At 39.5% G+C, this 25,263-nt stretch carries 17 protein-coding genes; 13 read left to right on the top strand and 4 right to left on the bottom strand.

All coding sequences use genetic code 11. The features are described from left to right. Positions 1-12 precede the first annotated feature (12 nt). From ACZZZW_RS19535 to ACZZZW_RS19505, 7 genes are all read left to right on the top strand, one after another. Entirely contained in the window at positions 13-606 is a 594-nt protein-coding gene (locus tag ACZZZW_RS19535) for an RNA polymerase sigma factor (protein ID WP_055905493.1), read from the top strand. A 70-nt stretch (positions 607-676) separates the two neighbouring features. After that, entirely contained in the window at positions 677-1,804 is a 1,128-nt protein-coding gene (locus ACZZZW_RS19530) for a FecR family protein (RefSeq protein WP_463495994.1), read from the top strand. Between the two features lie 111 nt (positions 1,805-1,915). Next, positions 1,916-5,278 carry a TonB-dependent receptor gene (locus tag ACZZZW_RS19525; RefSeq protein WP_463495992.1) on the top strand — a complete coding sequence of 1,121 codons (3,363 nt, stop codon included), beginning with the start codon at positions 1,916-1,918 and terminating at the stop codon, positions 5,276-5,278. Positions 5,279-5,290: 12 nt separating this feature from the next. Then, the gene (locus ACZZZW_RS19520; RefSeq protein ID WP_463495990.1) at positions 5,291-6,706 is read left to right on the top strand and encodes a RagB/SusD family nutrient uptake outer membrane protein; all 1,416 of its coding nucleotides are present in this window, start codon (positions 5,291-5,293) and stop codon (positions 6,704-6,706) included. 6 nt (positions 6,707-6,712) lie between these two features. Then, the gene (locus ACZZZW_RS19515; protein WP_463495988.1) at positions 6,713-9,262 is read left to right on the top strand and encodes a zinc-dependent metalloprotease; all 2,550 of its coding nucleotides are present in this window, start codon (positions 6,713-6,715) and stop codon (positions 9,260-9,262) included. 5 nt (positions 9,263-9,267) lie between these two features. Then, complete coding sequence (locus ACZZZW_RS19510; RefSeq protein ID WP_463495986.1) at positions 9,268-10,350, top strand: redoxin domain-containing protein; 1,083 nt, start codon at positions 9,268-9,270, stop codon at positions 10,348-10,350. A gap of 137 nt (positions 10,351-10,487) precedes the next feature. Further along, positions 10,488-11,738 (top strand): amidohydrolase family protein, encoded by a 1,251-nt coding sequence (locus tag ACZZZW_RS19505; protein WP_463495984.1) that lies wholly within the window; start codon positions 10,488-10,490, stop codon positions 11,736-11,738. 293 nt (positions 11,739-12,031) lie between these two features. On the opposite strand, the gene ACZZZW_RS19500 is transcribed toward ACZZZW_RS19505, so the two are convergent. The 3 genes from ACZZZW_RS19500 to ACZZZW_RS19490 form a co-directional block, all read right to left on the bottom strand. Next, positions 12,032-12,280, bottom strand: coding sequence for a hypothetical protein (locus ACZZZW_RS19500; RefSeq protein WP_055906948.1), 249 nt, complete (start codon positions 12,278-12,280; stop codon positions 12,032-12,034). Positions 12,281-12,608: 328 nt separating this feature from the next. Next, the gene (locus ACZZZW_RS19495) at positions 12,609-13,100 is read right to left on the bottom strand and encodes a hypothetical protein (RefSeq protein ID WP_463495981.1); all 492 of its coding nucleotides are present in this window, start codon (positions 13,098-13,100) and stop codon (positions 12,609-12,611) included. Positions 13,101-13,203: 103 nt separating this feature from the next. After that, positions 13,204-14,061 (bottom strand): helix-turn-helix domain-containing protein, encoded by an 858-nt coding sequence (locus ACZZZW_RS19490; protein WP_463495979.1) that lies wholly within the window; start codon positions 14,059-14,061, stop codon positions 13,204-13,206. A gap of 348 nt (positions 14,062-14,409) precedes the next feature. Between ACZZZW_RS19490 and ACZZZW_RS19485 the strand changes: the two genes are divergently transcribed. Together ACZZZW_RS19485 and ACZZZW_RS19480 are read left to right on the top strand one after the other, a co-directional pair. Then, a complete protein-coding gene (locus ACZZZW_RS19485; protein WP_463495977.1) occupies positions 14,410-16,707 on the top strand; it encodes a histidine kinase dimerization/phosphoacceptor domain -containing protein in 2,298 nt (765 codons plus the stop codon). 180 nt (positions 16,708-16,887) lie between these two features. Further along, positions 16,888-18,834: a sigma 54-interacting transcriptional regulator gene (locus ACZZZW_RS19480; RefSeq protein WP_463495975.1), complete on the top strand. Its 1,947-nt coding sequence runs from the start codon at positions 16,888-16,890 to the stop codon at positions 18,832-18,834. A 7-nt stretch (positions 18,835-18,841) separates the two neighbouring features. On the opposite strand, the gene ACZZZW_RS19475 is transcribed toward ACZZZW_RS19480, so the two are convergent. Beyond that, on the bottom strand, positions 18,842-20,209 hold the full coding sequence (locus ACZZZW_RS19475; protein WP_463495973.1) for an alginate export family protein: 1,368 nt from the start codon (positions 20,207-20,209) through the stop codon (positions 18,842-18,844). A gap of 422 nt (positions 20,210-20,631) precedes the next feature. Between ACZZZW_RS19475 and ACZZZW_RS19470 the strand changes: the two genes are divergently transcribed. The 4 genes from ACZZZW_RS19470 to ACZZZW_RS19455 are packed head-to-tail and all read left to right on the top strand — an operon-like array spanning position 20,632 to position 25,194. Then, positions 20,632-21,420, top strand: coding sequence for an alpha/beta hydrolase (locus tag ACZZZW_RS19470; protein WP_463495971.1), 789 nt, complete (start codon positions 20,632-20,634; stop codon positions 21,418-21,420). Positions 21,421-21,424: 4 nt separating this feature from the next. Then, positions 21,425-23,209 carry an amidohydrolase gene (locus tag ACZZZW_RS19465; protein ID WP_463495969.1) on the top strand — a complete coding sequence of 595 codons (1,785 nt, stop codon included), beginning with the start codon at positions 21,425-21,427 and terminating at the stop codon, positions 23,207-23,209. A 30-nt stretch (positions 23,210-23,239) separates the two neighbouring features. Beyond that, positions 23,240-24,241 (top strand): MBL fold metallo-hydrolase, encoded by a 1,002-nt coding sequence (locus ACZZZW_RS19460; protein WP_463495967.1) that lies wholly within the window; start codon positions 23,240-23,242, stop codon positions 24,239-24,241. Positions 24,242-24,264: 23 nt separating this feature from the next. Continuing rightward, positions 24,265-25,194, top strand: coding sequence for an alpha/beta fold hydrolase (locus ACZZZW_RS19455; protein ID WP_463495965.1), 930 nt, complete (start codon positions 24,265-24,267; stop codon positions 25,192-25,194). Positions 25,195-25,263 lie beyond the last annotated feature (69 nt).

Genomic DNA, 25,263 nt, shown 5'->3' with positions numbered 1-25,263 from the left:
TTTATCTTATAAATGAAGGTTGCGGGCATTCCATATGCAAGTTTAACGGATGATGATCTGATATATCACCTTAAAAAGGATGATCATTCTGCTTTTACGGAAATTTTTAACCGTTACAGCAATCTTCTGTATGCACATGCTTTTAATAAACTCCGTGATGAGGGCGATGCGAGAGATGTTGTACAGGAAATGTTTATGAAAATCTGGCATAAACGTGATTCTATAGAACAGGGGAACAATTTATCGGGCTATTTATTTATTGCTTTAAGAAACGGAATTTTTAATCTGATTAAACATAAAAACCTGGTAAATACTTATGCCGCACAGTTTTCTAAAGCCAATGATGATAGTGGTATTTATACGGATACCCTGGTTAGAGAAAAGCAGTTTGCAGCAATGATCGCGGCAGAAATTGCCAATTTACCGCCCCGTATGCGGACCGTTTTTGAATTGCGCAGAAATGAAAATCTTTCTAATAAAGAGGTTGCAGCCAGGTTGGGTATAACCGAATCAACCGTGGCCGATCAAATGAAAAAGGCACTCCGCATCTTAAAAAACAAGATCGGACCAGCAATAATCGTCCTTTATTACCTTAATGTTAAATAAATTTTAATTTCATATCCCCAATCCATTGGCTACGGTTGTATTACTTATAATCAACACGTACTAAGCTGAAATGGAAGCGCAAAAATTCAATGAGGTTTTAGATCGATATATTGCCGGAAATGCCACACCTGAAGAGGAAGCCTGGTTAGAGTCTGCCTATATCAATTTAAACAATAAGCATCTTCCTGAATATACTGAGCCTTTTCTCGAAAGCGGTTCGCAACAGATTTGGCAGGGTGTGTATGCGGCTACCAAACCCGCAAAAAAGCTAAAACTGCATATTTTAATATATGTTGCAGCAGCTTTGGCGGTTATTTCTCTGATAAGTATTGTGGTTTATAAGCAAAACGCTCCCACTTCTAATTTAGCCAGTCTTTCTCCTGAAAAGGATATTAAAGCGGGCAGAAATAAAGCTGTTTTAACGTTGGCTAATGGTACGCGCATCAATCTTGAGCAGATCCGCGAAGGTCATCTTGCCAGTCAGAATGGTATCGAAATTTCTAAAACAGCAGATGGTCAGATTATTTATCAGATCCCTGAAAACAAAGTCGAAACCGACGAAACAGCCTACAATACAATTGAAACCCCTGCCGGAGGACAATACCAGCTTTACCTGCCTGATGGAACAAAAGTGTGGCTAAATGCTTCATCATCATTAACTTATTCTACTTCTCCTGATGCGCTAAGAAATGTTAAACTCAATGGAGAGGCATATTTTGAGGTGAGTAAAATACTTGAAAAGGGAAAAAGGATTCCTTTTGTGGTGGAAAGTAAAAATCAAAAAATTGAAGTGCTGGGTACACATTTTAATGTGAATGCCTATGCAGATGAAGTTGTTACCAAAACAACCCTGCTTGAGGGAAGTGTAAAAGTTAACAATGGTTTTATGTTAAAACCCGGTGAGCAGGCAATTGGTAACCATGAAAACGTTAAAGTGCTAAACGTAAATGCCGAAGACTTTATTGATTGGAAAAACGGTGATTTTATTCTTGAACACAACGATTTTAGGTCGGTAATGCGCAAAATTGCCCGCTGGTATGATGTGGAAATTGTTTATAGTGAGGATGCACCAAGAAAATTAAACCTAGGGGGCTGGATATCCAGGTCGAAAAATATCTCTTCTATTCTCAGTGTGATGGAAGAAACAGGTAAAGTTCACTTTAAAATTGAAGGAAGGAGGATCACGGTAACCAAATAAAAAAGCGTGGTTCTAAAAAATGAAAAAACCAGAAGTGGTGGAACACCTCTGGTCAAAGATTTTTAGCGCCCTATATCAATCGACTGACTATACAACTTAAAAACCAAACAAATGTACAAATTTTACCCAAACAAACTGGGTGGGTCGCCAGACCATATCCAAAAAATTCTGCTGATTATGCGTGTGACTACGTTTCTGTTATTGGCTGCAATGATGCAAGTGAGTGCAACAACTCTTGCTCAGAGAATAACGATTAATCAGAAAAACGCAACGCTTACAGCTATATTCAAATCAATCAGGACCCAAACCGGCTATGATTTTATCTATGATCAGGATCTGATTTCCAAATCTTTACCGGTAAGTGTCAACTTAAAAAATGTTGAGCTTAAAGAGGCTTTAGCGCGTACACTGGCCAATCAATCTTTATCTTTTACTATTGAAAACAAAATAATAGTTATACAGGAAAAGACTTTAATAGATAAGGTAACCGGCTATTTTGATAACATTACGGTAACAGGTATTGTGGTTGATGAAAAAGGGCTGCCATTACCCGGCGTAATTGTGAAGGTAAAAGGTACCACCAGAAATACCGTTAGCGGAAACAATGGTAAATTTTATATTTCAGCTACTGATGATAATCCGACATTGATTTTATCGTACGTGGGTTATAAAACCATAGAAATTACTGCTACATCAACACTTACTGTAAACATGGTGCTGGATCCGGCAAGATTGGATGAAGTTATGGTAATTGGCTATGGAACAACTACCCGCAGGTTAAGCACCGGTTCACAATCTGGCATCAGTGCAAAAGATATTGGCAACCAACCTATCACAAATGTTCAGCAGGCCATGGCCGCTCGGATGGCTGGGGTAACAGTAACCCAAACCAATGGTTTGCCGGGTGCAGGTATTAATATTCAAATTCGCGGCGCAAATGCCATTGGCTTAAATGGGGTAAAAGCAAACCGTCCGTTATACATAATTGATGGAGTGCCTTTTTTATCTGAACCCATTAATACGGCTGCTTTTGCTTCAAGTCAATCTGGTGCGGCGTTGCCATCCGCAGAGGGTAATACAAGCCCAATGAATACCATAAACCCATCAGATATTGAAAGCATAGAAGTATTAAAAGATGCGGATGCTACAGCAATATATGGCTCGAGGGGAGCAAATGGTGTAGTGCTGATTACCACTAAAAAAGGGAAACCGGGCAGAACCAAATTTGATGTAAATGCATCAACCGGGGTTTCCAATGTTTCGCATTTTGTAGAAACAGTTGGCACTGAACAATATTTAGCACTGCGTAGAAAAGCTTTCGCCAACAATACCACCAATCCGGCTACGCCATCAGCAACAACTGCACCCGACCTGTTGGTTTGGGATCAGAACGGGTATACCGATTTTCAAAAGGAAATGCTTGGTAATACTGCACAAACACATGATGTTAATGCAAGTCTTTCTGGTGGAGACAATAGCACAAATTTTTTCATCAGCGGAACATACCATAAAGAGGGGAATGTATTTCCTGGTGACCAAGGCTACCAGCGTGGTGGTATGAAAGTTAATTTAAATCATTCATCATTGGATCAGCGTTTTAACTTATCTTTTAATGCCATTTACTCTGCAGATAAAAATACAATTTCCACAACTGATTTAGCAACATGGGCCTACAGTTTGCCGCCAAACTTTCCGCTGTACAAAGCTGATGGCAGCCTAAACTGGGAAGGTTCGATCAATAATCCATTAGGATATTTAAAACAGGCTAACGATAACCGCAGTTCTAATTTATTAACTAACCTGGCTTTGAAATATACTATTTTAAAAGGACTTGATGTTAGAGCAAGTTTAGGATATAGTAAAACAGATTTAAATCAGGTTGTAACCAGGCCACTTTCTTCTTTAAACCCCGATTTTGCACCCACTTCAGGTACAGCAAATTACACTTACAACTACACCAATAATTACATTGCAGAGCCTCAGGTTACTTATACCAATAAGATATGGAAAGGTACTTTAAATGCGCTTGTTGGAGGAACCTATCAGTTCAAAAAATCCAGGTTACCATATAGTACAAGTGCTTCCGGATTTCTTTCTGATGATTTTTTAAGAACGGTGACGGCTGCAACCACAGTAACCACAACCAGTAGCTCTGTTGATTATAAATATGCTTCTTTATTTGGGCGTTTAAATTATAACGTAGCTGATAAGTATATCCTTAATGTTAACTTTAGAAGAGACGGTTCATCAAGATTTGGACCCAATAATAAATATGGCAACTTCGGTTCGGTAGGTGCTGCCTGGATCTTCTCTGAAGAAAGCTTTCTAAAAGATAAATTAAGCTGGTTCAGTTTTGGAAAACTTAGGGGCAGTTATGGCGTAATAGGGAGCGATGACATTGATAACTATGGTTATTTAGATACTTATACCAATTCTGGCTATGTTTACGCGGGTTCAACCGGTCTTAATCCATCGCGTTTACCCAATCCGGATTATAAATGGGAGGAAACTAAAAAACTGGATATAGGGCTTGATCTTGCATTCTTTAATGACCGTTTGTCGTTAAGTGGTTCATATTACCGTAACCGTACAAGCAACCAGTTAATTAATTTAACAACAAGTGCGCAAACAGGCTTTACAGGTTACCAGAGCAATTTACCTGCAACTGTTCAAAACTCAGGCTGGGAGCTGTCTTTAACGAGTACAAATATCCGTAAAAAAGATTTCTCGTGGACATCCTCCTTCAATATCAGTCAGAATCATAATAAATTGCTGTCATTTCCTGGCATCGAAAAATCATCTTATTTTACCACTTATGTGGTTGGTAATCCAATCAGTTCTTATTATCTGTATCAGTATGCAGGGATTAATCCGGCCACCAATTTGCCTTCATTTACTGATTTTAACGGTGTTGGCGGCATTAATAATCCTACAGGCGGTTTTGCCTCAACTGGTAGGGGCGACCGTTACTATGCAGGTACGGCTTACCCCAAATTTAGTGGAGGGCTTACCAATGCATTGAGCTATAAAAAACTGACGCTTGATTTCACATTTCAATTTGTAAAACAAAAGGGCAGAAGTTTGCTGGCTTCATCTTTTTATCCCCCTGGATTCTTTAGCAATGCCGCTTTAAGTGTAGTAAATGATTATCTGGCCTTGGGTGCTCAGGATTATCTGGTAACTGCAGGTACAAGGGGAGCAGCAGGTTCTGCAGCTTACCTGGCCTACAGCTACTATACAGCTTCTGATGCTTCATTGGTAGATGCTTCATTTATCAGGTTAAAAAATGTGAACCTGTCATATTCCTTACCAACAAAATGGATTTCAAAAAGAGATGGAACAAGCATCCGTGTTTATGCACAGGGTCAAAACCTTTTTACGATAACCAATTATGAAGGCTTTGATCCCGAATCTCAGGGTGTGGCAACGCCACCGCTACGCACGCTGGTAGCTGGTTTACAACTTACCTTTTAAATCTTAATCATCATGTTAAAATCAAAATACAACATCATAAAATACGTTCTCGTTGTTTTAGTGATTACAGTATCAGGGTGTAAAAAGCTTATCGATATTGAAGAACCTCTCAATCAGGTTACAACCGACCAGGTTTTTTCTTCTGATAAGCTGGCAACAAGTGCACGATCAGGTATGTTCAGCAGCCTTTCTCAAATGAGCACGCAATCTATAAATGTTACACTTTACAGCTCATTGCAAGCCGATGATCTATTGTACCTTTCTACAGTTGCCGGGCTGCAAGAATATAACAACAACAGCTACAATGTGCTTAGTACAGGCCAATCAGCGCTATTTTCAGAATGGTATTCGATAATTTACCGGGCAAACGCAATTATTTTGGGTTTGGAAAATTCTACTGGCACAAGTGTGGCCATTAAAAAGCAGTACATAGCAGAGGCTAAATTTGTTAGGGCTTACTGTTACTTTAACCTGGTTAATACTTTCGGCGATGTACCACTAGTATTGGTTACAGATCCAACAATTACCGCCTTCCAGCCAAGAGAAACTTCGGCAAATGTTTATGCTAAAATTATTGCTGACCTTAACGATGCAAAGAATGATCTTTTGAGCAACTACTCAGCAACCACAGGCGACAGGATAGGCGTAAACCGGTTTGTAGCTACTGCCTTGATGGCCAGGGTATATATGTTTACTGGCGACTATACGCTGGCAGAAACGAATGCATCTGAAGTGATCGCATCGAGCCTTTACAGTTTAATACCAAGGGCAACAATGGGAACTGCTTTGTTTATTAAAAATAGTGCAGAAAGCATTTGGCAAACCCCTCCGCCTATAACCGCCCTTAACCAATACACCAATGAGGCAGCAACATTTATTCCTGCTACCATAACAGCAGTAACAAGTTTTGCATACCGTATTGATCCTCGTTTTACAGCCCTTTTTGAAAATACTGATTTAAGGCGTATTAACTGGATGAACCATACCACGTTTTCAGGCGCAGTTTATTCCATTCCTTTTAAGTATAAGTACCGTACGCAGGCATTGGCATTAGCGGCAGGTGTTACAGAATATCAAACCGTAATCCGGCTGGCCGAATTGTATTTAATCCGTGCAGAGGCAAGGGCAAGAATTGGATCTAATTTAACCGGAGCCTTGGCAGATCTGAATACCATCCGTTCAAGAGCTGCGGCAACCGAAAGTGTTGCTACAACACCCGTTGCTTTGCTGGCCGATATTGCTCTGGAAAACCGAAAAGAATTTTTTTGTGAGCAGGCATTCCGTTGGTTCAACTTAAAACGTACCGGGGAAGCCGATGCCGTATTAAGCGCAATAAAAGCAGGTTATAAACCAACTGCCAAGCTTTTACCCATTCCGCAAGTGGCTATTGACGCCAATTTTAATTTAACACAAAACCCAGGATATTAAACACAAATGAACAATAAAAATCAATTTAAGGTCAGGTATTTTTACCTGGCCTTAGCCATCGGTATGCTCGGGGCAACTGTACAATCATGCAGTATTTTAAGAAAAAAGAAGACACCTGTTCCGGTTGTTATTGCAACAAAGCCAAAGGCAGATTCACTTAAAAATCCTATAAAACCATATAGCGAGGTTATAACCGCAAAGGCCGTAAGCCAAAAAGGTTTATTTACCGTTCATAAAATTGCTGATAAATACTTTTTTGAAATTCCGAACAAACTGCTGAAAAAAGAGATTTTAGCCGTAAACCGATTAAGTAAATCAACGCCTGGAGCAGGAAACTATGCTGGCGAGCAGGTAGGGGCACGTATTGTTTATTGGGAATTAGGCCCTGGTAATAAACTGTTTTTAAAAGTTTCTGCCACAGTGAGTATTGCCGATTCTACCGATATGATTTCTAAAGCTGTAGCGAGTTCTAACCTCAATCCCATTATGGCCGCCTTTCCCATTAAAGCAAAAGGTAAAGATTCATCATCTGTTGTGATTGATGTAACCGATTTTCTGATCAGCGAAACCCCTTTACTCTCTTTTGATGGCGAAAACAAAAAGGCTTATAACCTGGGTGCCCAAATGGCCGATCGCTCTTATATAGAAAGCGTTAAAAGTTTTCCGATCAATACCGAGGTTAAAAGTATCCGCACTTATATGGCTGTTGGCGGAAGATTGCCTGCTGCCAGTGAGGCTGGTGCGGTAACACTCGGAATGAATACCTCTTTTGTGATGCTTCCTGAAAATCCGATGAGAAAAAGAATGTTTGATGCCCGTGTTGGTTTCTTTGCCAGCGTAAACATGCGGTATAAAGATGATCAGCAGAAAGTAGAGCAGGAAGCCTTTATTCACCGCTGGAGATTAGAGCCGAAAGATGAAGACTTGGAGCGATTTAAAAGGGGCGAATTGGTAGAGCCGAAAAAACAAATTGTTTATTATATCGATCCGGCAACGCCAAAAAAATGGAGACCTTTTTTGATTGCAGGTGTTAACGACTGGCAGAAAGCTTTTGAGCAGGCAGGCTTTAAAAATGCGATTGTTGGTAAGGAATGGCCGGAAGCTGATACAACCATGAGTTTGGATGATGCCCGTTTCTCAGTAATCCGCTACTTCGCTTCTCCACAGCAAAATGCTTACGGGCCAAATATCGCCGACCCACGCACGGGAGAAATCCTAGAAAGCCATATTGGTTGGTACCACAACGTGATGAATTTAGTACACCGTTGGTATATGATCCAGGCAGGTGCGGTTGATCCCAGGGCACGCAAAAATAAATTTGATGATGAACTCATGGGGCAGCTTATACGTTTCGTGTCCTCTCATGAGATAGGCCACACACTCGGGTTACGCCATAACATGGGTGCCAGCAGTACGGTTCCGGTTGAAAAACTCAGGGATAAAAAATGGGTAGAGGCTCATGGTCATACCCCTTCAATTATGGATTACGCCCGCTTTAACTACGTTGCTCAACCTGAAGATCATGTGAGCGAATCAGGAATTTTTCCACGGATTAACGACTATGATAAATGGGCAATCCAATGGGGTTATAAACCACTTTTTGGAACTGCAAACGCCGATGAGGATAAGAAGATTTTAAATAAAATAACCATTGACAGTCTTGCCTCGAACAAAAGACTTTGGTTTGGCGGGGAAGGCAGAGATTTTGATCCCCGGTCGCAGGCAGAAGATCTGGGAGATGATGCAATAAAAGCAAGTCAATACGGTATTAAAAATTTAAAACGCATTGTACCCCAGCTCATTTATTGGACCAGGGAAGATGGTCAGGATTATTCTGCACTCAAAGAAATGTACAAAGAATCAGTAGAGCAACTTTCACGTTATACTTACCACGTAGTTAAAAGCCTTGGAGGAGTAACCGTAACTGAAAAAACCTATGATCAGCCGGGTGCTGTGTTTGCGCCAGTAAGCCTGGCCAAGCAAAAAGAGGCGATAAAATTCATCAATGATGAAATTTTTACCACACCGAAATGGTTGCTCAATGAACAGATTTTAAACAAAATAGACCCAAAATATGCTTTTGGTGAAGTAGAATCTCTGCAGCAGGGAGTTATAGCATCGGTTACTTCACAAAGCCGTCTTTACAGGTTAATGATTGCACAGCGCGATTATGGCAAAGGTAGCTACTCTCCTCAGCAATGGTTAAACGACCTAAAAAATGGGATTTTTGCTGAGCTTAAAACAGGCAAACCGATTGATTCTTACAGAAGAACTTTACAAAAAATGTATGTTGGCAGTATCATTACGATGTTTAACAAAAGGTTTGCGTTACAGGGTTCTGTAGATAACATCCTTGCCGGAGTTACGCCTACTGAAATTCTGCTTTATTCGAATGTTAAGCCCCTGGCACTTGCTCACTTGAAAGATCTTAAAAAAGATATTGTAGCCGCAATTGGCAGAACCGGAGATGCTGACAGCAAAATCCACCTACTTTATTTAAAGCATATGATTGATAAGATTCTTACCGAATCTCCGATTCCCGGTTTAAATTATTAAAGCTAATGTTAAGAAAAATCAATAAAATATTACTCCTGCTGACATTGATGTTAGGATGTTCCGGTGTTTATGCGCAAGAATTTGCGCATATCACAGGGAATGTTTCAGGCCTTGGCAATGGGAAAGTGCATCTATCTTATGAAATGGATGATGTGGTTTATAAAGATTCCGTTCAGGGGAAAGCTGGTGTATTCGAAATTAAAGTGCCTTTAAAAGAGACGGCCATATGTACACTATCCACCTCAGTTAATCAGCAGATTAAAATAGTTATACTCGAAAAAAAGCCGGTTTCTGTTTCAGGAGATATTAATAAGTTTTACGACCTCAACATCTTTGGTGCGAGTGAAAACGATATTTTTAATCAATATAAAAACAGCCTTTCAGCAGCTGCTTTTAAAAGGCCTGAAAAAACCGGCAATCATGACGAAGATGTAGCAGAACTTAAAAAGTATGCAGCAAAGTATCAGCTGGTAAAAGATACTGTGCTCAATCATTTCATAGCGGCTCATCCTGAACGTGTAAGTGCGGCAATCGCTATTTTAGATATGTATGTTACTTATCCCAACCGTACTAAGGCCGCTGCGGCTTATCAGAAATTAGCTGATAAAACGCAGCAAGGCTTTTATGGGAAAAAGATAAAAGAATTTATGGATGCTGTAGAGATCACCGGCGTTGGCAAAATGGCTCCTGAATTTGCTTTAAAAAACAATGAAGGGAAATTATTTTCAATTTCGGATTTTAAAGGGAAATATGTGCTCATCGATTTCTGGGCTAGCTGGTGCGGGCCTTGCAGATTGGAAAATCCAAACCTGGTAAAAGCATTCGAAAAATTTGGTCCACATGGATTTACAATAGTTGGCCTATCAATGGATAGTTCAAAGGAAAGTTGGTTAACTGCGGTAAAAACAGATAATCTCAGCTGGATACAGTTAAACGATCCAAAATCAACCTCGGGTAAAACTGCGGGAGTTTATGGTGTGAAAAGCTTACCAGCAAATTTCCTGCTAAACCCTGCCGGAAAAATTATTGCCAGAAATTTAAGAGGTGAGGCACTGGAAAAAAAGCTCAGCAGCATATTTAAACCATAGTTGCTGATTAGTAGCAAATAAAAAAAAAACAACTGAGTAGAAGCAGTTGATTAGTTCGTGATAATAGATGACGATGCAGGATGATGGATGTCTCCTGCATTTTTTTATCCAATCGTATACCTAATTTAATTAAACAAATGATTACCAAAAAAACACTGATCTGTTCCATTCGGATATTTCTCATCTGGATGGTTGGATTATTAAATGCTTCAGCTCAATCTAACCCTATAGCTGTTTACTTAACATTGAAAAATGTAAATGTAGTAGATGTAGAAAAGGGAAGAGTGGATACGGGAATGACAGTTATCATAAAAAATGACCGCATTGAATCTATTTTTCCTGCAAAACGAAGCCACTTAAAAGGTAAAGTGATTGATCTTGGGCACAAATTCCTGGTTCCGGGATTGATAGATTCACATGCGCACTTAACCAACGTTAGCGGCTCTCCAGTAGAGCGGGCATACGCGTATTCGAATTATCTGCTAAAACACGGCATCACCACAATTAGAGATCCGGCAGCAAACGGTGCTGTTTTAAAAGAGGTGCAACAACAGGTAAACAATGATTTACGTGTTGGAGCAGATGTTTATTATGCCGCTTTTATGGCCGGAGACTGGTATTACAACAGGGGTATTGGTTTGAGAAAAGAGCCATATCATCCTTGGGAACAATTGGTAATGCCCGGAACCAATTTAGACAGTGCAATGAAAGCAGCCAAAAGTTTTGGTGCTACAGGGGTAAAACTTTATCATTCTTTTGATGCTGTATTTTTAAAGAAAGTAGTTTTTGCCGCAAAGCGAAACAAGCTACTGGTTTGGGGGCATGCCATGTTGTACCCTGCAAAACCGCTCGAAGTTGTTCGTTCAGGAGTTGAGGTAATTTCTCATGCCAGCATGCTCGCTTACTTAATAGATGACCCTAAACTGGGTTACAGAAAAATACCCCAAGCCTATAAAGACAGTGTAGGTGCAGCAATTGATGTGCATGAATTGGCCAAAGCAATGAAAAAAGGAAACGTAATTTTAGATGCCACGCTTTCTGTTTCAGAAGTTAAAGAGCATTGGATTTTCGACCTTGTTAAAAAACTTCATTTATTGGGTGTTAAAATCTCAGCCGGAACCGATAAAATTACCGTATTGGAAAACCCATATCCGCACCTGATTGATGAGTTAAATTATTTTGTAAATGATTGTGATTTTACGCCAGCAGAAGCACTGGCCGCAGCCACAATGATCTCAGCTGAAACTATCGATCAGCAGAAAAACATTGGAAGTATTAAAAAAGGCAAAAAGGCAGATTTGTTAGTGTTGACTGAAAATCCCTTAGAAAATATTAATGCATTAAAAAAGCAAGAGATGATAATTAAGCACGGTAAAATAATTTTTTAATGTAAAGGACTGACGGGAATTAAAGTTGCATAAGCTTACGTGTTGGTATGGAGAATATTACCGGTGGAAAATAAAAATCTTTACTTCAAGAAGGAAAATTGATGAGCATTCCCCCGTAATTATACTTTGGGATAATATTGCCAGTAATAAAGCAGGCGCTTTGGTTTTTTTTACTGTAGATTGAGAGAATCTTATGATTTGGTTATATTGATGATTTCTGCAACAACTGATTGATAAATCAATTTAGCTAAATGGGTAAAGTTTAAACTCAAACTCACCTCATCATGGCTCAATTAATTATTCCTGATGAAGGGTTGCGTAGGTATTACACTTTGATTGATAATTCTGATTACGTGCCAATGCAACTTTCCCATTAAATCAGCTTTGCCGAAAACCCTCACCTGAACCTGTATGCCTTTAAAGGTGGTGGAAATTTCGAGAAAATCATTTTCTATTTCAAGATTGGCCAAAGCGGTTTTAAATCGCTTCAGTATGGCTTTGTTAAAAAGCTCGGTGTCATTTGGCAAGTAGAGAGTTTTCATATCCAAATATAAGTTAAATTGTAGTTTTAAGAATACAATATGCCGTATATTTGACATTAGTCAAATAAAATTTTTCCAACTGTTTATTTTATGTCATAAATACAGGTTAAATCAGAATATTTTAAATTTATAAATCCTCAAATGCCTGATTACCCGACGATTGCACAGCCGTATGTTTTTTACCTTTTTAAAAGTCGTTGTAAATGAAAAGGTTGCCTCTGCTATACGTTAGGCAACCCATTTTGTTATCTGTTTAGCTGACTGTTTATTGCCCTAAGAAATGCTCTGGTTTTTCGAATTTTGTTATGATCAGCTTTGCCCAATATAATTATTGCAACATTCGATTCGTATTCCGTTGCTGTCTAAATTGTAAAAAAGAACCGATTAAAAAGAAGATAAAGAGCACCAAAAGTGTTTGACCGATAATTGCATCTGATGGAGCTTTTGCTAAAGGATGACCAACAGGTACACGCGTAAAAGTTTCGTTAACAGTTGGAACGAGCGACAAGAAAAAACTAAACGATAGCAGAAAGTTTTCAAAAAAACGTGCCCTGATATTTCCCTTTTTCTTATTATAAAGATAATAGGCGATTAAGATTAACACCACAATAAACAGCGAAAAAATATGACCTGGATTAAAACCACCATGTTTTGATAGGCCCAGGGCGGTTAAAGATGTGATAAGTGTTAAATAAAAATAAATTTTGCCGCTAAGCTTGTCCAGGTCAATTTTACCATTTTTGATAAAGCCTGTAACTGCAGATCCAATCGCGATAACGCCGATTACTGTGTGAAAAATTCCTAAATTTGATAGTGCCATTTTTTTAATGTTAAATTAATTGATGGCACAAAGTTGCTGTACTTAACAGGAATGTGTTTTGTTGGTTAGCCCAATTTTTTGGTATTTTGGTTCAGAGCCGCAATTATAGAAGCTTAACAGTTGTATTTTTCAACCGAAAGCCTGTTGGCGAAATCCCATATTTATCATGAAAACTTTTGGTGAAGTTAGACAGCTCATTAAAACCGCAATTAAAAGCGATATCAGTAATTCGTTCTTCAGAAACCAGAAGCAGTTCGGCCGCCTTTTCCAATCGCTTGTTCTTTATATAATTAGCGGGAGAGTCATTATATAGTTTTTTAAATTCCCTTTTAAAGGAAGAAACACTCAAATTGCTTTGCTCTGCCAGTTCCACAACACCAACCTGCGAAAATAAGTTAGCTTCTATAATTTGCTTAAATGTATAAGTTATAGGCGAAAAAAGTTGAGATAAAATGACCTGTATGGTTTCGGCTTCACGAGTTTGCGACAACAATAAAATAATTTCCTTCAGCTTTAAGATTAAAATTTCCTCATTCGCTAAAGTAGGGTTATCAAAATAAAACAAAAGACCCTCAATATATTTTTGAATCAAAAAATCATTATTGATTATTCTGCTGGTTTGATTGGTGATTTTTTGACTTTGCTGAAATATTAAAGGAAGTTCCCTTTGGTAAATTTTTTTTAATATCTCCGGATGGAAAGTTACAATCACAATTTCGCCGTCACTTTTATTGGCCTCGCTTATCTGTTTACCAGAATTTATACAGTTAAGCAGCAGCGCATGGTTTGTAGGAATATTGAGATGGCTTTCATCAAACTGAAATCTTGTAGTACCTTTTAGTATATATAAGAAGCAGGCCCGGTCTGCAACGGGAAAAGAAAATTCAAAAGGCGGTTTCAGGTCAACTTTTTGAATGAATGTCTGGCCAAATAAATCAATTTTTCTATAGTCTGTAACCATTAAATATTTTCGAAGTAAATAGCTTTTAAGTGTATAGTAATTATTGCTTACCGTATAGTCAAATGTAGCAAATTTTTGAGCGTGTTAAAGTTGTTCTCTTTATTAGTTAAGTCCTGTTAACGGGCAAATTTAATTTAACCACAGATAAAAAGGATGCACACAGATATAAAAATCCGTGTTTATCTATGTCCATCTGCGGTTAAAAACGCTAAACTTAATACCATGGTTCGCATCTCTATAATACGCCGCATTCTGCAAAAAAAAATAAGCGTTGATTAGCTATATTTACATAAAACCAAACATTAAATAAATTAATCCAACCACGCCCTAAGTTATGTGGTATAATATATGTCAAAGCCACTACGCTCAGCCTTAATCTGCGACCAAAAAATCTTCAATATGGTTAAAATGTTATGCTTTGGTTTTCTAATAATCTGCTGTCATTTTAGCGGCTTTGCACAATCATCGGGGCAAAATAGGGTTGCTATAAATACAATAAATACCGCACTACAGAATGTGCAAAGCGATACTGCAAGGCTCCGTCTTCTGCATGCCAAGGGAAATTTTTATATGATTGCCTTTGGCCAAAACCGCATGGCAGTTAAAAACCTCGATAGTGCCTACATGGCTTATAATAAGGCGAAAAATTTAGGTACAAAATTACGCATTGATTCCACCTTCGGTAGATACCCCAGTGTTTTAAAACTTGGAGAGGTGATGATGCGAAAAGGCGATACCACGCAAGGCATGCGCATGATCCATGAAGTAATTTCTTTTTACCACCACAATGGCAATCAAAACAGGGAAGCAGAGGCACTTCATTTAATGTATAAGTGTTTGGCACAAATCGACCGGGCAAGGGCTATTAAAGGATTTGAACAGGTGTTAAATTTACGTAGAAAGCTTGGACAAAATGATTTGGCTATAAATGCAGGTTACAACATTGTGGTGCTGGTTTTTGGTACGGGCGACATTGTTAAGGCCGATAACATCTGTTCTGCATTAATTACCGAATTTAAATCAAAAAAGAACACCAAACTGGATATGCTCTATATCCATTCCGCAATGATATGCCGCTACAGAGGTAACCTGGATAAAGCATTGGAGCGCACACTGGATGGAATGCACTGGATTAATAAAACACAGGGAAAAATTGCTCCTGCGAAAGCTTCTGAGCTGTATGGCGAATTGGGTCAGATTTATCAGGAATTGGGACAGGTAGAGCCCAGTGTAGCATGGTACCGTAAAACGATTGAAGTTAGGGAAAAGCTTTCCCTTGATCGCCGTTTAATTTTGAGAACAGCAGGTTTTATGATCCAGGGGCTTATCAAACTTGGTCGAACCAAGGAAGGTTTGCATTATTTTCATGGATTGATTAAAAGAAATCCTCCTGCAAATTCAGAACAAGAGGCAATTATTGCACAAATTAAAGCTTATTGTTATGATGCCCTTAAGCGTTACGACCTTGCAGAATACTATTTCAAAGAGATGTTAAGGCTCGCCCCGGCCGATATGGACGAAGAATTGTTAACCCTTTCAAAGCTTGATGTAGCCCAGTTTTACATCCGTCAAAAGAAATTCGCCCAGGCCCGCCTTTTAATCGCCGGTGAGGTTAATGCGCAAAAGACTTTATCCATAAATAAGGATGTTTATCTGGCAATATTTAAAATTGATTCTGCCCAGGGGCATATGAAAGAGGCTATAACAAACTATCAAAGGTATAAATCCATAAATGATTCAATTTTTAATGAAACAAAAAGCAGGCAGATAGAAGAGCTACAAATAAAGTATGCAACCGAACAACGTGAGAGCGACATCAGTTCGCTGAAAAAAGATAGTTTGTTGCAGAATGAGAAAATTAAACAGGCCAACAGTACACGTAACCTCACCCTTATAGCCATTGGTTTACTGTTAATTATCATTGTACTTTTATACAATTCGTACCGGATCAACCAGAAAAAGACCAAGGAAATTGACCTTAAAAATGCCTCTTTAAATACGCTTTTGGAAGAGAAAGATACACTTTTAGCAGAGAAAGAATGGTTGATTAAAGAGGTGCACCACCGCGTTAAAAATAACCTGCAGATTGTGATGGGTTTACTCCAGCGCCAATCATCCTTTATCAATAACAAAGAAGCATTGGATGCAATTCAGAATAGTGAACAACGCATGCATTCCATTGCACTGATTCATCAGAAACTCTACCAAAGCGAAGATTTTAAATCGGTAAACATGGTTGATTATATTGCCGAAATGATAGGTTACTTGCAGGAAAGTTTCGGTTTGGATAGCCAGATTTCTTTTGATAAACAGGTTGATGATATCGATTTCGACATTGCAACCGCAGTTCCATTAGGTTTAATTCTTAACGAAGCCATTACTAATGCCATTAAATATGCTTTTAAGTCAAAGCCCGGTGGCCGTATTGATATCCAACTCAAACAAACTGGCGAAGAAACATTTTGCCTGCAAATTTCGGATGATGGCAGGGGTTTGCCCGATGATCTTGAACCGGCTAAAATACATTCGATGGGTTTTAACCTGATTAGGGGTTTGAGCAAACAGTTAAACGGCAAACTTGAGGTAGAAAATCAGGATGGATTAACCCTGATCATAAATTTTAAGTGCCAGGCCCGTTTACATTGAGTCAACGATATTTCGTTGCGGCACAACGTTAATTCGTTGTTTTAAAGCTAAGAGATTGTTGCCATACCAACCACTAATTCAGAAATCAAATTAATGAAGCTTTAATTTTAACGGAATAATTCTTGTCATTGCCCTTACAACCATAATGTGTATCTTCATATCATCAATAACGTTTAGCTCATGAGTAAAAAAATACTTATCGTAGAGGATGAATTTGTAATTGCCGATGTTTTAAGCAATTTCCTGCAATCTGCAGGCTACCAGGTGTGCGGATTGGCAGATAGTGTTCCGGAAGCCCTTGATATGATTGAGCAGCACCAGCCGGATTTAATTTTACTCGATATTTATTTAAAAGGCAAATTAACAGGAATCGACCTCGCCCATCGTTTAAGCGAAGATGGCTTACCATTCGTTTACATCTCTGCAAATTCAAACCAAAAAGTATTACAAGATGCAAAAATTACCAATCCATATGGGTTTGTAGTTAAGCCCTTTCGCGAAAAAGATGTACTGATTGCTATTGATATTGCTTTTTATCGCCATCAGCAGCAGCTCCAACAATCTGCAACACAACATGCATCGCTACAGAAAAAAGCAGCACAGATTTTGGTTTCTGAAGAAAGCTGGGTAAATAAACTGCTTGCAATTGCGAAGTATTTGCAGCCCTATATCCCTTTCGAATTTTTATCGATCGGCCTTCGGCAGGAAGATCCAGATGATTTTTACGAACTAAGTTTTTCCAGGATCGGTTTTGATGATTATCAGGTCATCACTGTACACGAACTGATGGTAATTACCAATTGCAAGCTTCATGAACTTGCGCAATTAAAAGCAAAAGACAGGGCCGACGTACTGGCCACCTGGTATGATGAAGATGAATTGCAACAGCAACTTTCAGTGCCATCATTAAAAAAGGTTTTGGTAAAAAAATATCATTTAAAATCCCATCTTTCACTGCCGATCATCCTGGCCAATAAAAAAACATGTTATTTTAATTTTTACAGCAGGAGGGCAGATGCCTACCAGGGTGAACATTTATTGGTCTGTAATCAGATTATGCATATTCTGTCGGGTTTTTTAAATGGCATGTTTTACCAGTCTGGTAGCCCGATAGTAGATCATACAGCGGGATTTACACCTTACCAACCTGTCGAAATTAAAGATAAGGATAATTTATTCCAGGGAATTATCGGTCGCAGCCATTTGCTTTTGAGCGTATTCGATCAGGTAACTCAAGTAGCAGGTGCAGATTCTGCTGTTCTTATACTTGGAGAAAGTGGAACAGGAAAGGAGAAAATAGCTGAACGGATTCACGCATTATCGAGCCGGAAAGACAAGCCGTTTATTCGTATTAATTGTGCGGTGCTGCCTGCAACCCTTATAGATTCAGAACTTTTTGGCCATGAAAAAGGTGCTTTTACCGGAGCGCATGAGCGTAAAATCGGAAAGTTTGAGCAAGCCCATACCGGAACCATATTTTTGGATGAAATTGGCGAATTACCGCTTGAGTCGCAGTCGAAGCTTTTGCGTGTGCTACAGGAAAAAGAAATTGAGCGTATTGGTGGGCGTGGCCCGATTAAAATAAATGTTAGGGTAATAGCCGCCACTAACCGTAAATTAGATATTGAAGTTGCCGAAGGCCGTTTCAGGCTGGATCTTTATTATAGGATTAATGTATTTCCTATCCTTATGCCAGCACTTCGTGAGCGTAAAGAAGATATTGCAGCCCTTGCTACCCACTTTCTTAAAATATATGCCAGAAAAACCGGTAAAACAGTTACAGCAATTGCTCCGGCAGTGATTAGCCAAATGGAGCAATACCAATGGCCCGGAAACATTCGCGAACTGGAGAATTTAATCGAAAGAAATGTGCTCTTAACCAGGGAAGAAATTATCAGTACAATGCTATTGCCCACCTCAACAGGATCGGGGGAACGTTTTGTACCTGCTAGCCCAGGCATCGGCACCATGCAGGATGGAGAACGTACGCATATCCTTTCTGCGCTAAAAAAATGCAATGGAAAAATATGGGGAGAGGATGGTGCTGCCCGGTTGCTTGACCTTCCGCCCACCACGCTGAATTCGAAAATGAAAAAACTTGGTATCCGAAAAGATTATGGATTTTAAACAATTGCTAAAATTTTAACGTTGCCGTACTGCCCGTCATCAGGATATTTTTTCCAGGCCCGGCTTCTTTAAGAAAATCACCTGCCATAAACCAGGTCAGTTCTTGCCGTAAAGAAAAGTATTTACTAACCGTAAAACTAAATTCGGCTCCCAGCTGACCACCAATTTTTTTAGAAGTTCCGGCAGAAGATGGATAAATAAGCCGCCCGTTTACCGCATAAAGCCCGTCTTCTCTACTCATGCGGTAAAAAAGATCGTAATCGATGGCGAAGGCCATTTTTTTATTTAAGGATAACTCTAAATATGGGTGTGCATCAATAAGATTATAAGGACCAATTAATGCCGCCAGCCCAAAGTACGCACCTTTTGGAAACAAAGGGTTAAAAGTATTGAGTTTTCCGTCACCTTTTTTCCTGTCTCCGCTTATCATTTCAGTTTTCAATCCCAGCTTTGGCTTTGCATAGGTGTTGTTAAATGAATAGGAGAGGTTGGCCGATAATGTCCATGCAGCAATCTCGTTGCCATTAAATTTTCCAAACTGATATAAGCTTTCAATATCATACTGAAAGGGGGAGGAACTGCGCCAAAGCCTGCCACCTAGCGAATGACGCTGCTCTTTTCCTTTGCCCTCATTAAAGGTTGCAGCATTTTTGTAGATGCCAAGATAATATACATCCAGATTTCCAAGGAGAGGAACCTTGTTTAAAACGGCGTAAGCTCCCCAAAGTTTGGTGCCCCTGTTAAAAACATCATCAAAAATTTCTGGTTTGGCATTTACATAATAACCGTAGAATACATCAAGTTTAACATTTTTGCCAGAAAACATTCCCTTTACTGCATCAAAAGATTGCCTGTTATTAGGAGCTTCACGAACGGCAATCAATCGTTGAGAACCGTAAGATAATTCCTGGCGGCCAAATCTAAAAACCAATGCATCCTTATTTATCGTAGATGAGAAATCGATAAAACCCTGATGCATTTCTAACGGATTTTGGTCAACAGGTGAAGGTGTTTCTACCTCGCCGCTGGCCATACTGCTTTGTAATTGCACAAATGCCCGCCAGTGTTTGCCTGCATGGAAATCCAAATGACCTAACAGCCTGCTTAAAATAAATCCGTCTTTATCTACCGGCGCTTCGCCCCAATCCTGGTTTTTGAACCTAAAATATTGGTACCTCACCTCACCACCAAAACTTATGTAGATGGATTTATCTTTATTTAACGGACTAAACTTTAGCTTATCGTACCAGTTTTTAGCAGAATCCGAAACTCCGGTTGCATAGTTTTCATCAAACCTTGATGATTTGAAAGCATTTTCTTGTGCTTTTGCTGAGCAGCAAACACAAATTATAAACAGGGAGAGTATATATTTCACGATCTTATTTTATTTTCCTACCCAATAACCAAACTCATGCCCGATAAGCATAAATGGCCTGGAACCATTATTTTCAATTTCCAAGGTTAATTGAACCGCTACATTTCGATGTTCAGGAAAATATTTTACGAAATAGCGCTGTTTTGTACGTGCTGTATTCTATCAGGAGCTTATGGCCCTGTAGCTCAATAAAATTTAATTGAGATGAGCTTTTTGTGTCATTTTATCAGGCATTCCTTCCTAATGTTTTTAACTACGCTAAATCATTCAGGTAACGCTATATCGTTGCCGCAAGCTTAAAGTACAACGAAATAGCGCTAATACATAGTTCCATTTATTTTTTAAACACCTGTTAATTAATGTTTTAATAATTAGGCGAGGCTTTTGCCTTTCATCGGGCTGTAACCAAAAACCGTAACAAGATGAAGAATGCTCCCTCAAACACAATTGTATTTATAACAGGTGCTTTTGTAACCAATGATTGCTGGAAAGAATGGACGGAATATTTTCAGCAAATGGAATTTAAGGTGTTGGCCCCTGCATGGCCCCATAAAGATGCACCTGCATGCACATTGCGCCAGCGACAGCCTGATGCTCAAATAGCTAGCCAGCGTTTGGCAAGCCTTACCGAATACTTTTCGCAAATTATTGCTCAATTGGATGAAATGCCAATCCTTATCGGCCATTCAATGGGTGGCCTGATTGCCCAGCTATTACTTCAAAAGGGTCAGGCCAGTGCCGCAATTGCCATCCATTCGCTGCAACCCCAGGGTGTTTTTACATTTAAATATAGTTTTTATAAGGCCGGGTGGAAAGCACTTGGCTTTTTTACAAATCCCAATAAAAGTTACCTGATGTCGTTTTCAGCCTGGCAATATGCCTTTACCAATGGTATGGATTATGACGCCCAAAAAGAGGCTTATTACAGCTATCTCGCTCCAGAATCCAAACTGCTGATCAGGGATGCAACCACCACAGCTGCCAAAATTGATTTCGCCAACCCGCACCAGCCTTTGCTTTTTATTTCGGGCAGTGAAGATCGGTTTATTCCAGCCTCGCTCAATTATACTAACTATCAAAAGTACACGCACCAAAGTTCTATAACAGCATACAAAGAATTTCCAGGCAGAAACCATTTTGTACTCGGCCAGCCAGGGTGGAAAGAAATTGCAGATTATATTTCCGGTTGGCTATCAAATCTTAAATCTTAAAACGATGAAAACAATTAGTAAAATAAACCGCATATTTTTCTTCCTGCTCCTGTTATCTTGTAGCTTAAAAAGCTATGGTCAGGAAAAAGCAGATCTGATTATTTACAATGCAAAAATTGCCACCATGGCCAAAACTGGTGAATTTAAAGAGGCCATAGCGGTAAAAAAAGGAATTATCCTGGCTACAGGCGCTAATGCCAATATCCTTAAAGCTTATAAAACCAGTGGTTCTAAACTTTACAATGCTGCGGGTAAAACAATCATTCCAGGAATAAACGATTCACATATCCATGCCATCAGGGAAGGACTAAATTTTAACATGGAACTTCGCTGGGATGGGGTAAAAACACTTAAAAGAGCAATGGAAATGCTTAAAGAGCAGGCCGCAAGAACCCCTGAAGGCGCGTGGGTTAAAGTTGTAGGCGGCTGGAATGAGTTTCAGTTTGAAGAAAAGCGTCAGCCCACCATCGACGAAATTAATACTGCTGTACCTGATAAGCCTGTATTGATTACTTACCTGTATGGGAAGGCTTTTGTGAACAAGAAAGGGATAGAAGTACTCGGTTATGATAAGAACACCAGCTACCCCGGAAGCCTTGTTGAACTAGACCAAAGCGGAATACCTACAGGCATGCTCTATGCCAAAGAAACACCAATGGCAATTTACAAAACACTCGCCATTACCGGGAAACTAAATGACCAGGAGCGGATTAATAGCTCGGCACACTTTTACAGAGAATTAAACCGGTTCGGAATTACCAGTGTAATAGATGCGGCGGGTGGTGCCCAAAACTATGATGCCGATTACCAGGCCTCTCTCGCGCTTGCAAAGGCTGGTCAACTCACGGTACGCACCGCATATTATTTATTTGCACAGCAAAAAGGGAAGGAATTTTCTGACTATGAAAAATGGATAGGCCAGACACATCCAAACAAAAACGACCACCTATTAATGGCCAATGGTTATGCAATGGAAGGTGCCGGGGAGAACCTGATTGCTTCCGGAGCAGATTTCGAAAATTTTTTGGAACCCCGAATCGAGCTATCCCCTGAAATGGAAAAAGACTTGGAACCGATTATCAGATTGCTTGTTAAAAATCGATGGCCCTTTCGCCTCCATGCAACCTATGGCGAATCTATTGCACGCATGTTAACGGTTTTTGAAAAAGTTAACCGCGATACGCCTTTTAATGGTTTGCGGTGGTTTTTTGATCATGCAGAAACCATAAGTGACGATGAACTTATAAGGGCTAAAGCATTGGGAGGAGGTGTAGCAGTTCAGTTTAGGATGTATTACCAGGGAGAGTTGTATCAAAAAATGTATGGGCAGCCCAAAACGCAGCTGCCACCAATTAAAAAGATGCTGGCACTGGGTATCCCGGTAGGGATGGGTACCGATGCACCAAGAATTTCTACCTACAATCCATGGATGGTACTGCATTGGTTAATTACGGGTAAAACCATCGGCGGTATGCAGTTTTGGCCTAAAAATCAGGTACTGGATAAATTTACCGCACTAAAATTATATACCTCAGGAAGTGCCTGGTTTTCGGGCGAACAACACTTAAAAGGTAAACTTGTTAAAGGCATGTATGCTGATATGGTAATGCTCTCAGATGATTATTTCTCTGCAAATCCAGATCAAATTAAAAAAATCACCGCTTTGTTAACTGTGGTTAATGGCAAGGTTGTATATGCTTCAGGGCCATTTAAAAAAGACTGCCCACCTATTGATCCGGTTATTCCTGCCTGGTCGCCTGTAAAATATTTCGGTGGTTATCAAAAATAAATTAATTAAACAATTGTAAATCAATTCAATATGAAAAATATTTTTTCAGTATCTGCATGTACCTTCCTGTGGTTACTTGCATTAAGCTTTAGCGTATTTGCACAAATGCCCCAGCCCCCAACAATACCTATATGGGATGCCAACAAGGTAACCCTTGGCCTCGAAAAATTGGGTAATGATATTTATGCCATAATCCCCACAACAGCAAAAACTGAAACCAGTAAAGGGATTCCCCAGGCAACCACCGGTGGTTTTGTAATAGGCGATAAGGGCGTATTGTTAATTGAAGTGATGATGACCAAAGGGCTTTTTGAGCAGCAACTCAAACTTATACGCTCCGTAACCGATAAACCAATCATTTATGCGGTGAATACGAGTGATCACGGCGACCATTGTTTTAGCAATTACCTGCTTGATAAAAAGACAGTTATCATCCAAAACGATTTTGCCAAAGAAAACTTATCTAAAAACTATCCGGGGATCAAATCTTTTATGGTTGGCTTGTTTGGCGCTGGCAGGGGCATTGAAGACAGCGAATACCGTCCGGCAGATATCACCATTCCGAAAGGAGGGAAGCTTGAGGTGGATATGGGTGAAGGAAAAATTGTGCAATTGCTTAATATTTCGCCTGCCCAATCGATGGCTGATCTATTTGTTTGGATGCCCAATCAAAAAATTTTCTGGGCTGGTAATCCATTTATTGCAGAAAGCCCGGCAATTCCTTGGTTGTTTGATGGCGTTTTTCTTGAGCCCAGCGTCAATTTAAATAAGGTTTACGATTTTTTACCTGATGATGCCATCATTATTCCCGGGCATGGCCGCATCACCAATAAGGCTGGTATTAAGTTTACCATTGATTATGTAAACGAGCTTCAAAAGGAAGTAACAGCCGCCGTAAAAAAAGGGCTCACACTTGAGCAAACCAAAAAAGAAGTAACAATGAAAGCGTACGATAAAGGCTATGTACTTTTTAACTGGCTGCATTACAATTTTAACCTGCCCAATGCTTATACAGACATCAGTAAAAAATAATCAACCATAAATTCTAAACAAACATGAAAACTATTTTTAATTTAAACAGCGCAGTGCTCATGCTGCTTTTTACAGCACTTTCACTAAACTTGTATGCCGCAGTTGTGCCGGCAAATCCTCCTGCTAATTTCAAGCATCAATATGCCAGCGTAAATGGCGTAAAACTCCATTATGTTATTGGTGGAAAAGGCGAACCATTGCTGCTTATCCATGGTTTCGGTCAAAACTGGTTTATGTGGAACAGACTCTTGCCCGAACTTTCCAAACACTTTACCGTAATTGCTCCAGATATGCGCGGTGTGGGCGAATCAGGAAAAACGGCTGCAGGTTACGATAAAAAGAATATGGCTAAAGATATGCATGAGCTAATGATTAAACTTGGCTATAAAAACGTAAATGTTGTTGGGCATGATATTGGCCTGATGGTTGGATATGCTTATGCTGCCCAGTTTCCGAAAGAAGTAAAAAAACTGGCTCTCCTTGATGCATTGTTGCCGGGTATAGAGCCTGTTTGGTCGCAAGTGAAATCTCAGGCATGGTGGTTCGGTTTTTTTGCACAACCAAATTCTGGTAAACTCGTTTCTGGTAAAGTGGGTTTGTTTTTTACAGATTTTTGGCCAACAGTTGGTTTTAAAAAGAATGCATTTAGCGCAGCTGAAACTGCCGAATTTATTCGGGCCTATTCAGTTAATGGCGCAACAACAGGTGCTTTCCATTGGTTTGGAGCCTTTAATCAGGATGCAAAAGACAATTTGGAATTAGCTAAAACCAAACTCTCCATGCCAGTACTGGCCATGGGTTCCGATCATTTTGCTGCACCTTTCTTAGCTACCCATGTTCGGCTTGTGGCAAACCAGGTTACCGAATCCATCATTAAAGATTCAGGGCATTGGATAGTACAGGAAAATACGCCTCAGGTAAAAAAGGATTTGCTTTCATTTTTGCTGCATTAATTAGTTATAATAATAAGTGTCCCAAATCAATTTTTGGGGCACTTATTATTAAATTATAAAACCTTTAAC

The sequence above is a fragment of the Pedobacter sp. AC379 genome (assembly GCF_979258145.1).
Note: the sequence above shows the minus strand (reverse complement) of the source record. Positions and strands in the feature narration are given on the sequence as shown.